Annotated in this window: 19 protein-coding genes and 2 tRNA genes; 14 read left to right on the top strand and 7 right to left on the bottom strand. The window is 35.7% G+C overall.

Annotated features, from left to right (window positions below; genetic code table 11):
- The first annotated feature begins 1 nt into the window (after position 1).
- Entirely contained in the window at positions 2-1,300 is a 1,299-nt protein-coding gene (locus EZM65_RS06425; RefSeq protein WP_136667730.1) for an HlyD family secretion protein, read from the top strand.
- Between the two features lie 115 nt (positions 1,301-1,415).
- Here EZM65_RS06425 and EZM65_RS06430 read toward each other — a convergent pair whose 3' ends face one another.
- From EZM65_RS06430 to EZM65_RS06440, 3 genes are read right to left on the bottom strand one after another with little or no spacing between them, the layout of a single operon-like run.
- Positions 1,416-2,120: a tRNA1(Val) (adenine(37)-N6)-methyltransferase gene (locus EZM65_RS06430; protein WP_136667731.1), complete on the bottom strand. Its 705-nt coding sequence runs from the start codon at positions 2,118-2,120 to the stop codon at positions 1,416-1,418.
- A 51-nt stretch (positions 2,121-2,171) separates the two neighbouring features.
- Positions 2,172-2,696 (bottom strand): ribosome maturation factor RimM, encoded by a 525-nt coding sequence (gene rimM, locus EZM65_RS06435; protein WP_136667732.1) that lies wholly within the window; start codon positions 2,694-2,696, stop codon positions 2,172-2,174.
- Between the two features lie 15 nt (positions 2,697-2,711).
- Complete coding sequence (locus EZM65_RS06440) at positions 2,712-3,257, bottom strand: 30S ribosomal protein S16 (RefSeq protein WP_136667733.1); 546 nt, start codon at positions 3,255-3,257, stop codon at positions 2,712-2,714.
- Between the two features lie 166 nt (positions 3,258-3,423).
- Here EZM65_RS06440 and EZM65_RS06445 point away from each other — a divergent pair, with 166 nt between their 5' ends.
- Both EZM65_RS06445 and EZM65_RS06450 read left to right on the top strand, forming a co-directional pair.
- Entirely contained in the window at positions 3,424-4,110 is a 687-nt protein-coding gene (locus EZM65_RS06445; protein WP_136667734.1) for a DUF6252 family protein, read from the top strand.
- 134 nt (positions 4,111-4,244) lie between these two features.
- Positions 4,245-4,595 carry an RNA-binding protein gene (locus EZM65_RS06450; protein WP_136667735.1) on the top strand — a complete coding sequence of 117 codons (351 nt, stop codon included), beginning with the start codon at positions 4,245-4,247 and terminating at the stop codon, positions 4,593-4,595.
- 164 nt (positions 4,596-4,759) lie between these two features.
- Here EZM65_RS06450 and EZM65_RS06455 read toward each other — a convergent pair whose 3' ends face one another.
- The gene (locus EZM65_RS06455) at positions 4,760-6,313 is read right to left on the bottom strand and encodes an FAD-linked oxidase (RefSeq protein WP_136667736.1); all 1,554 of its coding nucleotides are present in this window, start codon (positions 6,311-6,313) and stop codon (positions 4,760-4,762) included.
- A 1-nt stretch (position 6,314) separates the two neighbouring features.
- A complete protein-coding gene (locus tag EZM65_RS06460) occupies positions 6,315-6,662 on the bottom strand; it encodes a hypothetical protein (protein ID WP_136667738.1) in 348 nt (115 codons plus the stop codon).
- A gap of 548 nt (positions 6,663-7,210) precedes the next feature.
- Between EZM65_RS06460 and dnaE the strand changes: the two genes are divergently transcribed.
- The 11 genes from dnaE (at position 7,211) to EZM65_RS06515 (ending at position 20,551) form a co-directional block, all read left to right on the top strand.
- The gene (dnaE, locus tag EZM65_RS06465; protein WP_136667739.1) at positions 7,211-11,725 is read left to right on the top strand and encodes a DNA polymerase III subunit alpha; all 4,515 of its coding nucleotides are present in this window, start codon (positions 7,211-7,213) and stop codon (positions 11,723-11,725) included.
- A gap of 95 nt (positions 11,726-11,820) precedes the next feature.
- Complete coding sequence (locus EZM65_RS06470; protein ID WP_136667741.1) at positions 11,821-12,771, top strand: outer membrane beta-barrel protein; 951 nt, start codon at positions 11,821-11,823, stop codon at positions 12,769-12,771.
- Positions 12,772-12,940: 169 nt separating this feature from the next.
- A complete protein-coding gene (gene trxA, locus EZM65_RS06475) occupies positions 12,941-13,258 on the top strand; it encodes a thioredoxin (protein WP_136667742.1) in 318 nt (105 codons plus the stop codon).
- Between the two features lie 137 nt (positions 13,259-13,395).
- Entirely contained in the window at positions 13,396-13,860 is a 465-nt protein-coding gene (locus EZM65_RS06480; RefSeq protein ID WP_136667744.1) for a T9SS type A sorting domain-containing protein, read from the top strand.
- A gap of 11 nt (positions 13,861-13,871) precedes the next feature.
- Positions 13,872-14,741, top strand: coding sequence for a hypothetical protein (locus tag EZM65_RS06485; protein ID WP_136667745.1), 870 nt, complete (start codon positions 13,872-13,874; stop codon positions 14,739-14,741).
- Positions 14,742-14,779: 38 nt separating this feature from the next.
- Positions 14,780-15,718, top strand: a complete 939-nt coding sequence (locus EZM65_RS06490; protein ID WP_136667746.1) for a DUF58 domain-containing protein — start codon at positions 14,780-14,782, stop codon at positions 15,716-15,718.
- An 86-nt stretch (positions 15,719-15,804) separates the two neighbouring features.
- Positions 15,805-15,878 (top strand) — tRNA-Asp (locus EZM65_RS06495).
- Between the two features lie 177 nt (positions 15,879-16,055).
- Positions 16,056-16,295: a GIY-YIG nuclease family protein gene (locus tag EZM65_RS06500; protein WP_248574833.1), complete on the top strand. Its 240-nt coding sequence runs from the start codon at positions 16,056-16,058 to the stop codon at positions 16,293-16,295.
- 95 nt (positions 16,296-16,390) lie between these two features.
- The gene (locus EZM65_RS06505; protein ID WP_248574833.1) at positions 16,391-16,630 is read left to right on the top strand and encodes a GIY-YIG nuclease family protein; all 240 of its coding nucleotides are present in this window, start codon (positions 16,391-16,393) and stop codon (positions 16,628-16,630) included.
- 360 nt (positions 16,631-16,990) lie between these two features.
- Positions 16,991-17,064 (top strand) — tRNA-Asp (locus EZM65_RS06510).
- 172 nt (positions 17,065-17,236) lie between these two features.
- Positions 17,237-20,551: a PA domain-containing protein gene (locus EZM65_RS06515; RefSeq protein WP_136667750.1), complete on the top strand. Its 3,315-nt coding sequence runs from the start codon at positions 17,237-17,239 to the stop codon at positions 20,549-20,551.
- Between the two features lie 39 nt (positions 20,552-20,590).
- On the opposite strand, the gene gldD is transcribed toward EZM65_RS06515, so the two are convergent.
- On the bottom strand, positions 20,591-21,154 hold the full coding sequence (gene gldD, locus EZM65_RS06520; protein WP_136667751.1) for a gliding motility lipoprotein GldD: 564 nt from the start codon (positions 21,152-21,154) through the stop codon (positions 20,591-20,593).
- A gap of 3 nt (positions 21,155-21,157) precedes the next feature.
- Complete coding sequence (locus EZM65_RS06525) at positions 21,158-21,580, bottom strand: single-stranded DNA-binding protein (protein WP_136667849.1); 423 nt, start codon at positions 21,578-21,580, stop codon at positions 21,158-21,160.
- Positions 21,581-21,589 lie beyond the last annotated feature (9 nt).

Raw genomic sequence — 21,589 nt, forward strand, 5'->3', positions numbered from 1 at the left:
CATGGCAAAAGATACATACGATACTTCATTTGAACTTCGCAGCGAACAAGTACAGGACATACTTTCAAAAGTTCCGCATTGGATGATACGCTGGGGGACGTTATTAATTTTTGCAATTATAGCAATGATGTTCATCATTTCGTGGTTTTTGAAATACCCCGACATTGTCCGTACTGAAGTTGTTATCACTACAAACATCCCGCCTGAAAAAATGATGGCAAAAGCCTCAGGTAGAATTCAAAGTATTTTAATTGATGATAAAGAAACGGTTTTAGCCAATACGCCTTTGGCAATTATTGAAAATGCTTCTAACTATGAAGATGTATTTAAATTAAAAAATGAATTGGAGGCTTTTCAAAAAAGAAATTTCAGTGATTTTCCTTTTGCCAAATTCAATAATGCTCAATTTGGTGATATAGAAAGTGCTTATGCTTCTTTTCAAAAAGATTATGTAGCTAACAGTCTGAATAAAAGTCTAACGCCTTACCAAGTTGAGTCTAACGCCCAAAAATCGGAAAGTTCACAAATCAAGGAGAGATTGTCATTATTGATACAGCAAAAAGCAATTAATGAGCAGGAACTCCAATTGCAAAAAAGTGAAATGACAAGATATACGAAACTTCATGATAAAGGTGTGGTTTCTGATCAGGAGTTTGAAAGCAAAAAAATGACTTTTTTACAGGCAGAAAAGAATTATAAAAATTTATTGTCTTCGATTTCGCAATTACAGTCCTCTTTAATTGACAATGCAAAAGCCATAAAAGGGAACGAAATAAACGATGTAAAAGAAACTGTGAATTTGGACAGAAACTTGTCACAATCTTTTTATCAGTTAAAAAAAGCAATCAAAGACTGGGAACTTAATTACGTTTTACAATCGGGTATTGACGGACAGGTTACGTTCACAAAAGTTTGGGTCAAAAACCAAACGGTTACTTCTGGGGAAGAGGTTTTTTCGGTAGTGCCTACAACTGGTAAAGGCTACGTTGGAAAATTAAAAGCTCCTTCTCAAAATTCAGGAAAAATCAAAGTCGGACAAAAAGTTAACGTCCGATTATTGAATTATCCCGACAGAGAATTTGGAATTTTAAAAGGTAAAATTCAAAATATTGCATTGGTTCCTGACAAAGACGGAAATATTGCTGTTGATGTGGTATTGCCGGAAGGAATGAAAACCAGCTATAAAAAAACAATCCCGTTCCAACAGGAAATGCGCGGTTCTGCCGAAATAATCACTGAAGACCTTCGTTTGCTTGAAAGAGTGTTGTATCAGTTCAGAGACATGCTGAGGGTGGAGTAATATTTGTTAGATTTGTTCATTGAGAATGCTAGAAATTTTATTCTTTTTATAGGTTTATGAAAAACGACAACTAAGCAGTAAAGAAAAATTAATCAATAAGAAATTCCCTTCCTGATTACATTTTTAAATAAAACTCTTTTGTCATGGCAATATATTCCGGCGTGTATTGGTGACGAGCAGTTTCAATAATCAACTCATCAATAATAGGAGTTTGTTCAATTCTGCAAAATGCAAGCAGGCTTCTTTTTAATTCTGTATTGGGTGTGCCTTTTACACGTGTTATTTTTAATGGAAATAATCCGCGTTCCTGACAAAGATTGATAATTTTTTCTTCTTCTTTAAAAGGAACAATCAAAGAAAAAATACCATTATCAGAAAGAAAAAAATCGGCAGCTTCGACTAATTCTTCAAAAGGTAATGAATCCTCAAAACGGGCATTGTCGCGTTGGTCATCACCGGATTTGTATTCGTCGGTGTAAAAAGGCGGATTGGAAACAATCAAATCAAATTCTTCTTCTACTTCGTCAACAAATTCATCCAATCCTGCATGATAACAATACAAGCGGGCATTCCATGGTGAATTTTCAAAATTTCCGACAGCCTGTTCGTATGCTTCGTCATCAATTTCGATAGCATCGATTTGTTCAGCGTTGCTTCTTTGAGCGAGCATTAAGGCGATTAAGCCGGTTCCAGTTCCAATGTCTAAAATGTTGTGTGGATTATTGATTAGGGGTGTCCATGCGCCTAATAAAACACCATCGGTGCCAACTTTCATAGCGCAACGGTCTTGTGTGATGGTAAATTGTTTGAATGAAAACATTTGTTTTTAGATTTTTCGAATAACCGAATAAACAAATTATTGAATCCCTTTTTAAAGATACATTTCAATTAATCCTTCAGGTAAATCCATGATCACTTTTTTGTTTTCCCGGTCAACTTTAACTAAAAACTGATCAATCATTGGGATTAATATTTCGGTATCTCCATTGATGACCTCAAAAAGAGGTTGGGCAGCACTGTCATTGATGGCGACAATTTTACCAACAATGCCCAAACGCTTGTCTTCAATTTCAAAACCAATTACTTCGTGATAGTAAAATTTGTTGCCTTCAAGTTTTGGCAGCATGGTTAACGGAAGATAAACTTCACGGCCAATCAGCTCATCAGCTTTTTCTTCACTATCCACATCTTCAAAACGGACTTTTAGGAAATCTCCTTTGTGAAGCTGTGAGTTTTCAATAAAAAATGGAACCAGATTTTTGTTGAATTCAACAAAAACTGATTCCAAATCTTCATACATTTCAGGTTCATCTGTATCCAAATAGATAAGAACTTCCCCTTTGAAACTAAATTTTTTAGCGATTTTACCTAAATAGAAACAATCGTCTTTACGCATTACCGCCAGTTATAATTAAGCTTCTGTTTGTTCGTTGTTTTCTTCAACAGCCGGAGCTTCTTCAGCAACAGTTTCTTCAGCAACCTCTTCTGTTGCTTCAGCAGCTTTAGCAGCTTCAACCTGTGCAGCAATACGTTTTTCGTTTGCTTCTTTCTCAGCTTTTAAAGCATCAGCTTTAGCATCAGCTTTAGATTTAGCTAAACCATCTTTCTTAGCGTTTACTTTTCCGGCTTTTTCATCTAACCAAGCAGTGAATTTAGCTTCAGCTTGCTCAGCAGTTAAAGCGCCTTTACGTACACCGCCTTCTAAGTGGTGTTTCAATAAAGCACCTTTGTAAGAAAGGATAGCTCTTGCAGTGTCAGTAGGCTGAGCACCGTTGAATAACCATGTAACAGCCTGATCAACATTTAAGTCGATAGTTGCAGGGTTAGTGTTTGGATTGTAAGTTCCGATTTTTTCTAAGAATTTACCATCTCTTTTTGATCTAGCATCTGCTGCTACGATCCAGTAAAAAGGTTTCCCTTTTTTACCATGTCTTTGTAATCTGATTTTTACTGACATAATCTTATTGATTAATTTGAGGTACTCGACCTCGGTTAATTAAGGGTGCAAATATAGTCATTTTTTCAATAGATAAAATACTTAAAATGAAATAGTTTAATATTTCTCCCAAATGCATTCTTTTTTGAGAATTTATATTCTATTTTTGCCCATATTTTTATAGTAAATGAAAAAGTTTTTTACCCTTCTAACTACTTGTCTGGCTCTTGTTTCCTGTCAGGATGATGTGACTTTTAATAACCCTGGTTTTCAAGCGACTATTGATAATGTTTTATGGAAGGCTAATTCCAAAACGGTGACATTGGATCGCTCAGGTTCGGTTTTGATAAAAGGAATTTCCACATCACATGTCCTGGAGTTGAATTTACAGAGCAGTGCTGTGGGAACTTATGTTTTAGGAACAGCAGATCAGATGAATCTTGCGACATATTATTCTTTAAAAAATAGTGATGTATATTATTCCACAGGTTTGACCGAGGCGCCGGTGAGTGCAGTTGCATTGACAGCCGGAGGTACAGGTTATGTGACTTCCAGCTTAGTAGCAACAGCCGGGGGGTCAGGGACAGGATTGAAAGTCAATATCACGGCAAATCCTAATGGAGTTGTGACAGCTGTTGAAATCAATACAGCTGGTGAAGGTTATGTGCAGGGTGATGTTGTTACAATCAGTACAGGTAATAATAATGCGCAGTTTGAAGTGGTGTCTGTATCTAAAAGCGGAGGTGAAATTGTAATTACTGAAAATACAGGGACAACAATATCAGGAACGTTTAAATTTACTGCTTTTGAGGAAACAACGGGAGATGTTGTTTTCTGCCGTGAAGGAGTTTTTTACAGGTTGCCTTTTAATTAAGGCTGTAGCATAGAATGTTATAAAAGAGCAACTGTTTTTTACAGGTGTTTTTTAATTTTTTTTAAATAAAAACTTTAATATCAGTTAATTATCAATTTAATAGACTATCTTTGAGCAAATTATAAATTTTATATATGAACATTTTTGTAGGAAGTCTGCCTTTTTCAATTGATGAGGCTGACTTAAGAGACTCTTTCGGAGTGTATGGTACTATTGCGTCAGTGAAATTAATTACTGATAAATTTACAGGTAGAAGTAAAGGGTTTGCTTTCATCGATATGCCAAACGATGAAGAAGCTTTAAAAGCAATCGAAGAGTTAAACGGTGCTTCTGTGGAAGGACGTACGATTGTAGTTAACAAATCGGAACCAAAACCTGAAGGCGAAAGAAGGAGTTTTAATAACAACCGTTCAGGCGGAGGTTATGGAAACAACCGCGGTGGTGGAAACTATGGCGGAGGTAACAATAGAGGAGGAAGATACTAAGAGTTATTTTTTATATCATTGTTTTAAAACCATCTCAATTGAGATGGTTTTTATATTTATAAGGATATTGAAGAATTATTGAAGAGGACAGTAATCAAAAACTCTTTTTTAGTTAATGAAATTTAATAAAAGTGTTTTGTAAGTACAGTCATAAAACTCATTTTCTACGCCAGATTAATATCTTCCAGAAATTTATTGCTGAAGAGTTTTTGCATTTCATTAGTAAGTAAGCTCTTTCTGCATTGCTTCCATTTTTCAGCATCGTGTCCATACATGTGTTCAACAAGGTTTGGAAAAGACCAGTCGGCATTTTTACCCCAGTGTGTTGTAAAAGGAATATTATTTTCTTTCAAAACCTCTATAATGCGGGTACAGAATTTCTCCAGGGAGATCATTTTTTTGTTTCCGTCCCAGATAATACCATCAATTTCGAGCATGCATGTAATAGGAAAACGGGTAAAAGCAAGAGTAGCATCTGATTTTTTTACAAATCTCATAGCAAAAATTCCAGGAATCGGACCTTCTTTTTTTGCCAAATCGGTTAGTAATTTAAGTGCTTTTGCTGAATCTTTGTGATCTATACCCACTGAGCAGGCAAAAGCCGGGCCCTGATAACCTGCATCCCAAAATATTTCGCTGAGCATTCCTGTAACATTTTCATCTACTTTGGGTAAAATAGTTTTTTCCAGTATTTTAATTAGTTTAGGAATACTGTTTTTCCACTTTTCTGCAATTGTAATAAAAAGTAAAATAAGATCCCTGTAGATTGAGGTTTCAACTTTGGCAACTGGATCCGGATAGTCACTTCTATAAGTTTTTTTATACATTAATTCAATTACAAAGTCATTCGTTTCAACATAGGGATTGATGAATATTTTGTAATGAAAAGGTCTTAATCCTTCACTGTTGGCATCCACTTCTTCTGGAATTATAGCGGAAGTGTTTTTAAAATCCATTGTTGTTGCCAATTCAAGCGCTGTGCTTTTCGGAATTTTTTTTACGTATCTGTTTAGTAAAAATCGATCTTCTGTAACGAGTACAACACTATGTATAAAACCAAACGACCCCAAACCTACTAACGCGGCATTGAATAGTTTATCGTTTCTTATAACCTTTGAGTTAATAAGATTTATAAAATCATCTGAAAGACAAGGCTCTTTTTCTCTTTCTAAAAAAACTATGTCTTCAGGATCGGGACCGATGATTAGATTTATTCCTGCCACATAATCCTGCACCGAACCTACGTCCAAAGCAGACCCGTGAACACCGGTTGAAATGCATCCAGCTATTGTTTGACCGTTGCTTGCACCGGTTGTTTTAAGGGATTTGCCACGTTCGTTGATGAAGCCTTGGATTTCCTTGATTACATTGCCGCACTCAAAAAAGAATAGATTTTCCGGCTTAAATTTTGAATCACTGTGTAGATTTTCTTTTGTAATTTCAAATTTTAAGTTCATGGATGAATTGTCATGCATGTTGTCCTGGTGATGGGCAATATGCGACATAGACCATCTGGATCCAAATGCTCTGAAGCCTTCATTTGCATCTAGAGTTTCTTTCAGTAAGCGCTGGATTTCTTTCGCGGTATCATTATAACGATCTAAAAGAATCGGAATAGTCTTGTCTGGCTTGGTTGAATGCATCGATTTTGTCTTAAAAGGACCGTTTTCATGCAAAGTGTTCCAGGACTCTATTTTCTTTGTGGTTGTATTTGCCATATCATTGTTTTATACAAACATATTTAACTTTGACTTTTTTAACTCTGCCCAGCGTAATGCCATTTAATAATACATGGCCTAATGTTGTCCTGTATTCAATGGAATAAAAACCTTTTGTGTCACATTTTTCAATAAGGCTGAAAGAATCTTCAGCAACTCCAAGTCTGATCACAGTGTCAATGACAGTTGTCTTTTTGTTTTTATAAAAATCCTGAGAATCATTGCTGTAATCCGGTTCAGGTACACCGTCTCTGCTTATTATTCTTACTGAATAGCAGGAACTTAAGCTCGTGAGTGAAATAATTAAAATAAGAAGTTTTATTACGGAATTAAAGTGTCTTTTTTTCATAATAATTTATTGATTATGAGTTTTTTAGTTTAAAAATAAATTAATCTCTGAGGTTGATAAATTTATATTTCATTGAAATCAGATGCTTAACAATGTCAGTTCTTAAGTAACTTTCTTATATTCTTCAAAATTCACAACTATTTTACCGTTATATTTTTATAATATATTGATTGTTTGTGTTTTATCAAAGATTTCTGCTTTAAGGTTGCAATTGGTAATGATAGTTTTATATTCCGTTTGATTTTTATTGTACTTATAAAGATAATAAAAAAATACTTACAATTTTCGGGTGTTTACACTTGTTTTTTAATGTGGATAAAAGTATAATTCATGCCTCTTTTTGTTGTTGGTTAAGGCTGATTTTATTTGCCCCGGCAAAATAAAAGAACAAAATGCGTTGGAGTTTAATTCTTTATTCTTCTTATATATTAAACCCATTGTTATATAAAAAAGAAATTGCCTTCTTGGTTCATATACTTCAAAAATGTACTTTTGTTTTTTGTCTAAATTTCTCATGGCTTACAGCCTAAAGCCTAAAGCTCAACAAGATGTATTTAATCTTTGATACCGAAACTACTGGTCTACCCCGCAGTTGGTCAGCACCTATTACTGATACTGACAACTGGCCCCGTTGTATACAAATTGCATGGCAGCTGCATGATGAGATGGGGAATCTTATCGAGCATCAGGATTATCTGGTAAAACCCGAAGGATTTAATATTCCTTATGACGCCGAACGTATTCATGGTATTTCAACCGAATTGGCCATGGAGCAGGGAATATCATTGCAGGAGGTTTTGGAAAAATTCAATATCGCGTTATCAAAAACCAAATATATTGTAGGTCAGAATGTTGGCTTTGATGTGAATATCATGGGATGTGAGTTTCATCGCGGCGGTATCAATTCTGATTTGTCGCAACTGCCTGTGCTGGATACGTGTACTGAAACCACTGCTGATTTACTGAAACTGCCCGGAGGTAGAGGAGGAAGGTTTAAGCTGCCGACATTAACGGAGCTTCACCAGTATTTATTTAATGAACCTTTTGCAGAGGCTCACAATGCGACTGCCGACGTAGAGGCAACCACGCGTTGTTTTTTGGAATTAATCAAGCGTGAAATTTTTACCAAAGAAGAACTTGATGTGCCTGCCGATTATTACGATCGTTTTCGTGAAAATAATCCACAGACCATACAGTTAATTGGTTTAAAACATATCAATTTAAAGTCGGCTTCTGATGAAATCAGAAAACGCCTTAATAAAATACAGCAGGAAGAGGTTGTAATTTCGGTTTCTGAAGAGGATGTAAAGGATCTGGAACATGCAGCTTATGTCCATTTGCATAATCATACTCAGTTTTCTGTTTTGCAGTCTACTATAGCAGTGCCAAATTTGGTGGCTGCAGCGGCAAAAAATAAAATGAAAGCTGTTGCAATGACTGATACGGGCAACATGATGGGAGCTTTCCATTTTGTGAGTGCCGTAATGAATCACAATAAAGCGGTTAAAGCTAAAATTGACGAAGCTGTTGCTGCTGGTGAAGAACCTGCTGAGGTTGAAATTAGGCCTATCGTAGGTTGTGAATTCAATATTTGTCAGAATCATAAAGATAAATCTCAAAAGGATAACGGATTCCAAGTTGTTCTTCTGGCAAAAAACAAAAATGGTTACCATAATCTGGCCAAGATGGCTTCGATTGCTTATACCGAAGGTTTCTATTATGTACCCCGTATTGACCGAAATGTAATCGAAAAATACAAAGAAGATATTATTGTTCTATCCGGGAATCTATATGGGGAAATTCCGAGTAAGATTTTAAATATTGGTGAAAATCAGGCGGAAGAAGCTTTATTGTGGTGGAAATCGCAGTTTGGCGATGATTTGTATCTCGAAATCATGCGTCACAATCAGGAAGACGAAAATCGTGTCAATCAGACTTTGATTCAGTTTGCCCGTAAGCATGATGTAAAACTGATTGCAACTAACAATACGTATTATGTAGCCAAAGAAGATGCAAACGCGCACGATATTTTATTGTGTGTTAAAGATGGTGAAAAGCAGGCAACCCCTATAGGCCGTGGCCGTGGTTATCGTTACGGATTACCAAATCAGGAATATTATTTTAAGAGCGAGGCGGAGATGAAAAAACTCTTTGCTGATTTGCCGGAAGCGATTATCAATATTCAGGAAGTTATTGATAAGGTAGAGCCTTATTCATTATATAGAGATGTATTACTTCCAAAATTTGACATCCCTGGCGAATTTAAAGTAGAAGAGGATAAAGCAGATGGTGGTGTACGAGGTGAAAATGCTTACCTACGCCATTTAACCATGGAAGGTGCTAAAAGAAGGTATGAGGAAATAACACCGGATATTCAGGAACGTTTGGATTTTGAGTTACTGACGATTTCCAATTCGGGATATCCCGGTTACTTTTTGATTGTACAGGATTTCATCGCCGAAGCCAGAAAAATGGGAGTTTCGGTTGGGCCGGGCCGTGGATCGGCAGCAGGATCGGCAGTAGCGTACTGTTTAGGAATTACAAACATTGACCCGATTAAGTATGATTTGCTTTTTGAGCGTTTCTTAAATCCTGACCGTGTATCCATGCCCGATATTGATATTGACTTCGATGATGAAGGCCGTGGTTTGGTAATGGATTATGTAATTAATAAGTATGGAGCCAATCAGGTGGCACAGATTATCACTTATGGTAAAATGGCGACCAAATCAGCTATTCGTGATACAGCGCGTGTATTGGATTTACCGTTGTTTGAAGCGGATAGAATTGCGAAATTGATTCCGGGGATGATGCCGTCCAAATGGAATTTGGCGCGTTTCCTGAAAGAAGATGAAAGCGAAGTTAAAAAAGCATTACGTTCGGAAGAGTTTGACAGAGTAAAAGAGTTAATTGCGATTGCCAATGAAGGTGACTTAGCAGGTGAGACTATACAACAAGCTAAAGTATTGGAAGGATCTCTTCGGAATACAGGTATTCACGCTTGTGGTGTAATTATTACACCTGATGATATTACCAATTTCGTTCCGGTAACGACTGCAAAGGATTCCGATTTATATGTAACGCAGTTTGATAACTCAGTTGCTGAAAGTGCGGGATTATTAAAAATGGACTTCTTGGGTCTGAAGACCTTAACCTTAATAAAAGATACCGTCAAGCTGGTGAAATACCGGACAGGAATCGAACTCGATCCGGATAATTTTCCTATTGACGACCAAAAAACCTATGAGCTTTTCCAGCGCGGTGAAACAGTAGGGGTGTTCCAGTACGAGTCGCCCGGAATGCAAAAATACATGAAGGATTTAAAGCCTACAGTATTTGCCGATTTGATAGCAATGAATGCATTGTATCGTCCGGGACCATTGGAGTATATTCCTTCTTTCGTCCGCCGTAAAAATGGGGAGGAAGAGATTACTTACGATTTAGATGCTTGTGAGGAATATCTAGCTGAAACTTATGGTATCACAGTCTATCAGGAGCAGGTAATGCTTTTGTCGCAAAAGTTAGCCGGATTCTCTAAGGGGGATGCCGACGTACTTCGTAAGGCGATGGGTAAAAAGCAGAAGGATGTTTTGGATAAGATGAAAGGGAAATTCATTGAACAGGCGGTGGCAAAAGGGCATGATGAAAAGAAATTGGATAAAATCTGGACCGACTGGGAAGCTTTTGCGAGTTATGCCTTCAATAAATCACACTCAACCTGTTATGCCTGGGTTGCCTATCAAACAGCGTATTTAAAAGCACATTATCCAGCTGAATATATGGCGGCAGTACTTTCTAATAATATGAATGATATCAAGCAGGTGTCGTTTTTTATGGAAGAATGTAAGCGTATGGGACTGGCAGTTTTAGGTCCGGATGTGAATGAATCGTATTATAAGTTTACCGTAAACGAAAACTACGCTGTCCGTTTTGGAATGGGAGCTATTAAAGGTGTGGGTGAAGGAGCGGTAAATACTATTGTTGAAAACAGAAAAGACGGTAAATACAAATCTATTTTTGATTTAGCCAAGCGAATTGATTTACGTTCTGCCAATAAAAAAGCATTCGAAAATTTGGCACTTTCAGGAGGTTTCGATTGTTTTGAAAATACACACAGAGCGCAGTATTTCCATCATGATGGGGATAATATCTGGTTTTTGGAAAAGGCTATGAAGTATGGTGCCAAAACACAGGAAAACGAAAATTCTTCGCAGGTGAGTCTATTTGGTGATGCTACCGAAGTTCAAATTCCTGAACCAACAGTTCCTCCTTGTGAAGAATGGCATACCATGGAAAAACTGGCCCGTGAAAAAGAAGTTGTTGGGATTTATATTTCCGGTCATCCATTAGATGATTATAAATTTGAAATGAAATATTTCTGCAATACAAAATTGGAACACTTAAATAGTTTGGAACAATTTGTAGGCAAAAATGTAACTTTTGGAGGTATGGTAAGTGAAGTACAGCATCGTACCGCAAAAAATGGTAAAGGTTGGGCGACTTTTCACTTGGAAGGTTATGATGAAAGTTTCGAATTCAGAATTTTTGACGAGGAGTACTTGAAATTCCGTCACTTTTTGGTTCAGAATACTTTTGTTTTCTTCAAAGTCAATGTGAAAGAAGGTTGGGTGAACAGGGAAACAGGCAGAAAGTCTGATCCTAGACTGCAATTTATCGAAGCAAAAATGCTGGCCGATGTTTTACCTGTTTTTGCCAAGAAAATAACCATTCAGTTTTCAATTAATGAACTGACTGAAAGCCTGGTGAGTGACTTGCATAATCTGTTCGTAAATAACAAAGGGGATCATCAGGTTACTTTTGAAGTGATGGAATTGGAAAAAATCAAGCGTCAATTGCAAATTGTCAGCGCTCCGGTAGATGAAATTTCTGAGGAAGACAGTATTACGGAAGAGGCAGAAGTTGATCTTGAAATTCCAGAAGAAAAAGAAGAAATTATTATTAAGAATATGCTTTCTATGCCCAGCAGGAAAATTAAAATTAAAATCACATCAGAATTACTGCAGGAATTAGAGAATCTGAAAATTAATTTCAAAATAAGTTAATAATTGTTTAAAAAAAGTGTTAAACTGTTTTTTTTAAGATAGCAGATGTGATGGTTCGATTAATTTTGAAAAATTAATTAAAATCCAAATCTACGATGTTTAAAAAATTATTATTAGCGGGAGCAGTAATGACTTCAGTTATAGCAACTGCTCAGGAAGAGAAAAGAGGAATGTATTTCAAATTGGGAGGTTCGTATTTTATGCAGACAGCAGCAACAGAATTTCCTATTGTTTCGGGTCAATTGCCAAATACAGATATTTATGCTGCTGACGGTACAACCTTGATTTCAAGAGAGACCAATCACGGTTCTTTTGGTGCGGGTTTCCGTGCAAGCGGAACAACGGGATACCGTTTTACTGAACGTCTTGGGTTGGAGTTTGGAATTAATTATTTCCGTGGTAACAGCAAAACAATGGTTCACACTATACATAGATTAGTGGCGGCAGGACCGACTTTTGTTGACGGTACAGCTGTAGGTAGAATTAAGGCTTTGGATTTATCGCCGGCTTTAGTATTGTTTTTAGGTGAAACAAGTGGTTTCGAATCGTACACTAAAGTAGGAGTTATTGTGCCTGTTTATGGTAACTTAACAATCGAAACTAACCGTACTTTTACAGATAACTCTGGAAATGTACTAACTAAATCCTATACTAAAGATGTAGTAAAGCCAAATCCAACAGTTGGTTTCATGGCGGCAATAGGAACTTCATATAAATTAACTGAGAAATTATCAGCTTTTGCAGAAATTGAATACCGTAATTTTACTGTTAGCGGTAAATCTAAAGAGACTGAAGTTTATACTGAAAACGGAGTGGATAGATTACATACACCTACTGCATTCCGTCCTGACGCTTCTTATTCAGCAAGCCATGTAACTTATGTGGATCAGTTAAACAGTGGTTCAAACAGTCCGTTAATCAATCCTGACACATCAACATCTAACCCTAATGATACTACAAGACCAAATGATGCAATGAATGATATAAGTTCATATGTTGGTATCAGTGGTTTAGGTTTAACTCTTGGATTAAAATATAGTTTATAGTATTATACCAAATAGTATATAAAAAGGAATCTTTGACAGGTTCCTTTTTTTTTTGTGTTAAAATTTCAGATAAGAAATTTCAATTACTCTATAATCAAAACTGATTTTGAATTAGTTTGACTTTTGAAATAAAATTATATTTTTGTTCAACAATTATAAAACAGATAAAATGGCACAAGCAATAACAGATGCTACTTTTGATGAAGTAGTATTACAATCAGATAAACCGGTATTAGTAGATTTTTGGGCAGCATGGTGCGGACCTTGCCGTATGGTAGGACCGGTTATTGATGAAATCGCAACAGAATATGAAGGTAAAGCGGTTATAGGTAAAGTAGATGTTGATGCGAATCAGGAATTTGCTGCAAAATTTGGTGTGAGAAATATTCCTACAGTATTAATTTTCCAAAACGGAGAAGTGGTAGGCCGTCAGGTAGGTGTGGCACCAAAAGATACTTATACAAAAGCAATTGACGCTTTACTGTAATAAGAAAATATGTAATTGAAAAGGTCTGACGAAAGTTAGGCCTTTTTTATTGTTGCTGTATAACCGATATTTTTCCACTTAATCTAATATGTTGTTTGTTTTCAGTAAAATGATTAAATTTATAGAAATGTTGTAGTATGAAAACGATTCTGATATTCGGATTGCTTGTTTGTAATTTCTCCTTTGCCCAACATTCAGTTAATTCATCTGGAGGTGAAACTGCAGGGGTAGGAGGCTCTGCTGGTTTTTCTATTGGTGAGGTCATTTATTCTAATTATTCTAATGCTTCAGGTTCTGTTCTCGAAGGTATTCAACTTCCTTTTGAAATAGTAACACTTAATAATTCAGTTTTTGCAAAAGATGTTCAATTGTTGGTTTTTCCTAATCCAACAACAAGTGTTTTAATCTTAAGAATTTCACAGGAAGTCAATTCAGGGTTAAAATACCAACTTTTTGATAGTCATGGGAAGTTAATTGAGACCCAAAACAATCTAAAAGTTGAAAATGAAATTGATGTGAGTGGCTTGTCTGCAGCAATATATTTCTTGAAAATTTTTAACGGAAGTGATGAGGTGAATACTTTTAAAATAATCAAAAACTAACATATACGATTATGAAAAAAAATACAGTTTATTATCTGTGGCTGTTTTTCTTGTCAGGTTTTATAGCTTATTCTCAAGTGCCGCAAAAAATCAGCTATCAATCGGTTGTTCGTAATGCCTCCAATCAATTACTTCAAAATAATTTGGTTGGGGTAAAAATAAGCATCTTGCAAGGGAATATTTCAGGCACTTCAGTGTATTCCGAAACACATTTGTTAAGTACAAATAATAATGGCTTGTTGAGTTTGGAAATTGGCGGAGGAGCTGTTGTTTCAGGGGTTTTTAATTCAATAAATTGGGCTAACGGTCCCTATTTTATTAAATCTGAAATTGATCCTGCCGGAGGGACAAATTACACAATTACAGGTGCAAGTCAGCTTTTAAGTGTTCCATATGCACAATTGGCAGAGAATGTTGTAAATCCTAAATTTTCAGTTTCTGTTTCAGATGAAAGTAGTTACGATTATTGGGGGCAAACCACACGAAACACTTGGATTGATGATCCTGACATTGCCCTTGTGGTTCCGGAAACCGGTAAATATTTATTGATATTTTCGGGAAAAGCTTATAATGTCAATACTTATCTTGGTACTCCAGGAAATAGTTTTGATACAAATTGTCTTGTTAGGGTTTTCAATAGTTCCACTGAAAATGAGTTGAATTATAGTTTAATATTGCAAGAGTGGTCAGATACTGATGTACAGAGTAATTACATTGTCATTTATAAGCTTATGCCAATGAACTCTGAAAAATCAATGTTGCTGAATTTGACACAAGGGGATATATTAAAATTACAATATAACCAAGTTGCGGTTGGAAATCCTACGACTTCTTGGTATATATTAGGTGGTAATATTTCAATCCTAAAAATCGGGAATTAAATCGGAATGGGTTCGTACTCTTTTTTTATATTTGAAGAATGAACTTAGAATCTCAAATAGAAAAAATATCCAGCTTCCAGCATTTGGAACTTTTGGCAAATCAAATTGTTGAAGGTTTTATATCCGGAATGCATAAAAGTCCATTTCATGGGTTCTCTGCGGAATTTGCCGAGCATAAAATCTATAATGCAGGAGAAAGTACAAAGCACATAGATTGGAAGCTTTATGCTAAAACTGATCGTTTGTACACAAAACGATTTGAGGAAGAAACAAACTTACGTTGTCATTTAATTATTGACAATTCTTCGTCGATGCATTATCCAAAGCTTGATAACGGACAATTTTTTTATGAAAACAAAATAGGTTTTTCTGTTTTGGCATCTGCCGTATTGATGAATCTGTTAAAAAAGCAGCGGGATGCGGTTGGTTTGAGTGTCTATAGTGATTCTTATGAGTATTATGCTCCTGAAAAGGGAAGTGAGCGTCACCACCGTATGCTTTTGCATAAACTGGAACATTTGATAAAAGAACCGAAAGTATCTAAAAAAACAGATACAGTTACTTATTTGCACCAAATTGCAGAAAAAGTCCATCGTCGTTCCATGATTGTTCTGTTTACAGATATGTTTGATTCTGAAGTCTCAGAAGATGCAAATGAAAAACTGTTTAAAGCATTGCAGCATTTAAAACATAATAAACATAAAGTAGTTGTTTTTCATGTTATTGACAGGAAAACTGAATTTAAGTTTGATTTTGATAATCATCCCCGTAAGTTTATTGATGTTGAATCCGGTGAACAGGTTAATTTGTTTGCAGAAAACATAAAACATGACTATGAAAAGCTGGTTCAAAATCATTTTGATAAAATAGCCAATACTTGTGCTATGTATAAAATTAAATATGTTCCGGTTTCTGTAGATGAAAAATTTGAAAAAATTATGACAGCCTATTTGGTTGAAAAACAAAGATTTGGATAATTTGCAGAAAATAAATTTCAAAAAAACATAAAATATACTTGCAGAATTGAAAAACGGTTGTATATTTGCAACCGCAATTAAGCGAAGGTTTGGTAGTTCAGTTGGTTAGAATACATGCCTGTCACGCATGGGGTCGCGGGTTCGAGTCCCGTCCAGACCGCTAAAATTGGGAAAATTATAAAAAGCGTTTCTTTATGAAACGCTTTTTTGCCCAAAAAAGGAATTTAAAATTAGTTGTGTTGTTTAGTCTCATTGGAGACAATGAGATGGTTTAGTAGTTAGACCAATGAAAAGCTTTCCATTTAATTGGAGGGCTTTTTTATTTTTATGCCGATTTATGTTTTATGTGTATATAATTTTTTCTGCTTCAAAAGATGTTTACTATAAAGGGTTTACATCTAATCTCAATGATAGATTGATGAAACATAATTCAGGAGAAAGTACTTATACATCGTCAGCATCTGATTGGGTGCTGGTTTATTCTAAATCTTTTGAAACAAAGACTGATGCTTTAAAAGAAGAAAAGAGACTGAAAAAGCTTAATCGTATTTCTCTTGAAAACCTTATTAAAAAATAATTATAAAATAGAGATGGTTTAGTAGTCTCGTTGTTGACAACGAGATGAAAAGCTTTCCATTTGATTGGAGGGCTTTTTTATTTTTATGCCGATTTATGTTTTATGTGTATATAATTTTTTCTGCTTCAAAAGATGTTTACTATAAAGGGTTTACATCTAATCTCAATGATAGATTGATGAAACATAATTCAGGAGAAAGTACTTATACATCGTCAGCATCTGATTGGGTGCTGGTTTATTCTAAATCTTTTGAAACAAAGACTGATGCTTTAAAAGAAGAAAAGAGACTGAAAAAGCTTAATCGTATTTCTCTTGAAAACCTTATTAAAAAATAATTATAAAATAGAGATGGTTTAGTAGTCTCGTTGTTGACAACGAGATGAAAAGCTTTCCATCTAATTGGAGGGCTTTTTTATTTTAATGCCGATTTATGTTTTGGGTTAACATCTTTTTTTTCTGCTTTAAAAAGGTGTTTGGTATTGGAATTAGAGCGTAAAATCAAGATTTGTAATTAAATTGAAAATATTTGCAACATTATTGTTGTTGTCTTGCGGGTGTAACTGCAATAGTATGAAATGCTTAGCTTTTTTTGTGTAATACGGATTTTAAAAAGCTTGATTTTTTTTCGGAAAGTATTTTTTTAAGTGTAAAATATGACTATATTTGCACCCAGAAAAACAGAAATACTGTTTTAAGGTTTGGTAGTTCAGTTGGTTAGAATACATGCCTGTCACGCATGGGGTCGCGGGTTCGAGTCCCGTCCAGACCGCAAAAAGCTCTTCAGAAATGAAGAGCTTTTTTTGTTTTACTTGCTTTATTTTTCTGTGTTTTTCACTTTATTTTTTTGTATTTCGTACTTTATTGGTTAATTTTTTAATTTTCATTCAATAAATTCAATTTCTTAGTTTAAATTAGCTGCTATTAACCCAAAACCAAATTTTATGAAAAAGAGATTACTTTCATCTTTTTTTCTTTTATATGGAATGGCTGCTGGATTTTCACAGGAAAATGTGAAATTAGCAGTTGATGACATTCAAAAAGAAAAAAAGATAACTAAGAAAGAAGCTAAAAAACTTAGAAAGAAACACGAGGCTTTTTTAGCAGACAATAAAATAAACAGGAACTTTTATTTAACAAAATCTGAAAGAAAATCGGAAGGTATTCCACCTAATAAGTATAATGAACAGGAATGGTTGCTTTCTATGAACCCTTCATTAGGTTATCCAACACATAATAAGTTAAATGAAGTAAGAAAAGAACTTGAATTCAAGCGCCAGCAGGCTTTGAATCAAAGAATACCTGGTGATGCTTCGGCAAATTCATGGGTAGAAAGAGGGCCTAACAACGTGGGTGGAAGAACCAGAGCTTTAATTTTTGATCCCGGAGATGCAACAAACAATACTGTTATTGCCGGAGGAGTAAGCGGTGGATTATGGAAGAATACTAATATTTCCAGTGCATCATCAACATGGACAAAAATAAATACTTTCCCGGAACATGTAAACGTTCAGAATATAACTGTTGATCCTAATAATACAAATACCTGGTATGTAGGTACAGGGGAATCATACGTTTTTGGTGATGTGAACGGTAACGGAATATGGAAAACCACTGACAGAGGAACTACTTGGGAAAGAGTCTATGGAGGAGGGGCTGTGACCTCGGTTGTTAAAAACCTTCATAATTTGGAAATTGTATCTCCTTCAACAGCAATAACTATAAAAGAGTATGCAACAGGGCAGGCAACCTGGACAGGAGGTAATATAATCAGCAGTTTTACAGCTCCAATAGTATTAATGAATGACGGGACAGCTCCCACAGACGATGGTTGTACAGCCGCTGTTCAAAATTACAGCGGTAAAATTGTATTGATCCGCCGTGGTACTTGTTCGTTTGAATCAAAAGCTGTTGTTGCACAAAATGCAGGTGCGGTTGGTGTAATTATCATGAATAATGCCGCTGGGGGTTCCGTGTTTAATATGGCTGAAGATGCCGCTGTTGCCGGTACAATCCCAACTATTATGATTTCAAAAGAAGACGGAGATTTGTTGGTTGCAAATCTGGCTAACTTAACAGGTACTTTTAAACCGTCGGCTGCAACTGAATTTTCAGGTCTGGAAGTTACAGGTGTTCAATTTGTAAATGACCTGGTGGTTAAAAACAATGCAGGAGTATCAGAAATTTATGCAGCTATGGGAGATGGCCAGTATTCAGATGCAAGAAACGGTACTCTGTTCGATGCTTCTAATTTTGGAATGTTCAAATCAGTAAACGGTGGTGCGACCTGGACTAAATTATCGTTGCCTGTGTCGCAAAATAATCACCCTTCTTGTCCTAATGATATTGAAATTGGTGCGGACGGCGATGTGTGGGTTTCTACTACAAACAGCTGGACTTTTGGAGACGGAGGCGGACGAGTTTTTCATTCGTCGGATAATGGAGCGTCTTTTACATTAAAGCATACTGTGCAGGGAGAAGCTGGGGGTGAACGTGTTGAGATTGAAGCATCAAACACTACTCCGGACAAAATATATGTGTTGTCTGAATTGAAAGACGATCCAAACACAACTTCAAAAGTGGAGGTGAAATTAGAGTTGACTACAAATGGTTTTGCAACAGCACCTACAGTTCTTACATTGCCTGCAGGGAATGAGTCGCGTGAAACCACTTATGGTTTTACAGGGGCGCAGGCATTTTACGATATGATGATTGAATCAGATCCGGTAGATGATAAAATTTTATATGTGGGAGGAATTGATTTATACCGTACAGTTAATGCTACCGGGCCTTCTGTAACCTGGGCGACAATTTCAAACTGGACAACTAATGTTCATTCTGATCAGCATGCTATGGTGTTTAAGCCGGGTAATAGTAACATTGGTTTATTTGGTAATGATGGAGGAGTATATTATTCAGGCAGTTTGTCAGCTACTACAACTCCTGCAACTTCAAGAAACAATGGATTTAATGTGACACAATTTGTTGGCGCTGCTGTTATGCCAAATGGTATTTCCGGTGCCTCAGGAGATTTCTTTGTTGCCGGATCTCAGGATAATGGTACTCAGTATTATTCAGGTTCGTCAACTTCTGCAACTTCTACTGTTGGAGCTTCTGCAGGATTGAATAATACATTTAGAGTTCAGGGAGGTGATGGAGGGAAACCTCTGTTTGATCAGGGCTCGGATAAATATTATATTACCAATTATGTGTATAACGATAATATGGTATTGAGAAATGTGGGTAGTACTACAACAAAAGTATTGAATGACGGTACAGCAAATGCCGGGTTGTTTTATCCTGCAATGGCTTTAGATTCTGCTAATGATATTGTTTATTCAGATTTTACAAGTGGAGGAGTTTATCAAATCAGAAGATATTCAAACATAAGAGGTAAGGGACAGGTTGCAAGAACAAATCTTTCAAATGCGTTGCTGACTACTTACGCTACAGCTTTGACAACTGGTAAAACAACGCCTTCAACATTGTATGTTGGAACCATGAACGGCAGACTTTTAAAAGTTGCAAATGCTAATGGAACTGCGGTATGGTCTAATATTTCCGGAAGTTCATTTGTTGGTAGTGTTTCTGATGTTGAATTTGGAGCTAATGATAATCAGATTTTTGTTACGATGCATAATTATGGTGTAAATAATATATGGTACACATCTAATGGTGGTGCAAACTGGTATCAATTAGATGGTGATTTACCTGATTTACCTGTAAAATGTATTTTGCCGAATCCGTTAAACGCTGCCGAATTAATGATTGGTACTGAGTTGGGTGTTTGGTATGCCAGTAATTTTAATAGCGCATCAACTGTAGACCAGGCTTTGGTTTGGAAACAGGCATATAATGGTATGAGTAATGTTAAAGTTACCGATTTGGATTTACAGGCAAATTCACCTACAGCGCCAACTGCATACAAGGTTTATGCGGCTACTTATGGACGTGGGGTTTTCTCAGGAGCTTTTACGACAGAATCTTCGGCTAAAACTATAAACCCTACGGTTACAAACGAAATATCTGTTTATCCAACGATTAGTAACGGTAATGTACGTGTTTCTTCCAATAAAAATTATGGAATAACTAAAGTAGAGTTATTTGATGTTGCCGGTAGAAATGTATTTAATAATTCTATTGAAATAAATGGAAATAATACTTTGGATTTAAATTTAGGCACTCAGGCAAAAGGAAATTACATCCTTAAATTGAGTGGTGAAGGTTTTGAAGAGGTAAGAAGATTGATTATTGAATAAATAATAAAAAGGAAGGGGTTGTTTAAAACAACCCCTTTTTTATTTCCATTCCAATGATTCCATTAATATTCTCAAGTCATTTTTTATGTAATGAGCTGCAGGCAAAACCGAATCAAAATTGGGTTTTGCATAAAAATAAATTGAACCCATTAAGAAGTTTCTAGTGCTGTCAGTCACATAAAATTGCGATTGTGATGCTGCATTTCCGCCAACCTCATAAAACATTCCGTACTTTTTGCCTTTATCATTCACATAAGGCTGTTCGATAATATTATCTGCCTTAATTACGTGCTCGTAAGTCAGCTTTTGAGCATCACGCAATAACGTTTCTATATTGTTATTTACAGGACGGTAGTTTAAATAAACTGTTGCGTTTAGATTTGGATATTCAATATGATAATTGCAGCTTCCTTTATCTGTGACTCTTCCTAAAGAATTATAATCAAAATCATAAGCACAGGCTTTTATAAATTTTTCATACTTGGCTTCAGGATATTCCAAGCTCAGATAACCTTTAGGTTTTGGTAAAATATCATCTTTACAGCTTACTGTACATAAACAAATTGCTAAGAAAGAAAGTAAGCTTAAATTGTTTTTGATCATTTTTTAAAAAGGTAAATCGTTTTCAATTGGGTTGTCAAAGTTAGTACTTTTTGAAGCATCCGGTTGGTTTTTTAACGATTCAGAATCTTTTTTAGTATTTAAAAAGGTGAATTCAGTTACCTGAATTTCTGTAGTATATTTAGTTGAGCCGTCTTCTGCCTGCCACTGGCGGGATTTTATACGTCCTTCCACGTATATTTTGTCTCCTTTTGACAGGTATTTTTCGCAGATTTCTGCGGCTTTATTTCTAACTACCACGTTATGCCATTCGGTAGAGGTTATCTTTTCACCGGTGGTTTTGTTTATATAAATGTCATTAGTGGCTAGGGGAAATCTGCCTATACAGTTTCCTCCATCAAAATAATGCATTTTAACTTCGTCTCCTAAATGCCCTATCAGCATTACTTTGTTCAATGTTCCGTTCATCTGGCTTGT

Origin of the sequence: Flavobacterium sp. H122, assembly GCF_004959765.1 — a bacterium.
In the GTDB taxonomy this organism is placed as follows: domain Bacteria; phylum Bacteroidota; class Bacteroidia; order Flavobacteriales; family Flavobacteriaceae; genus Flavobacterium.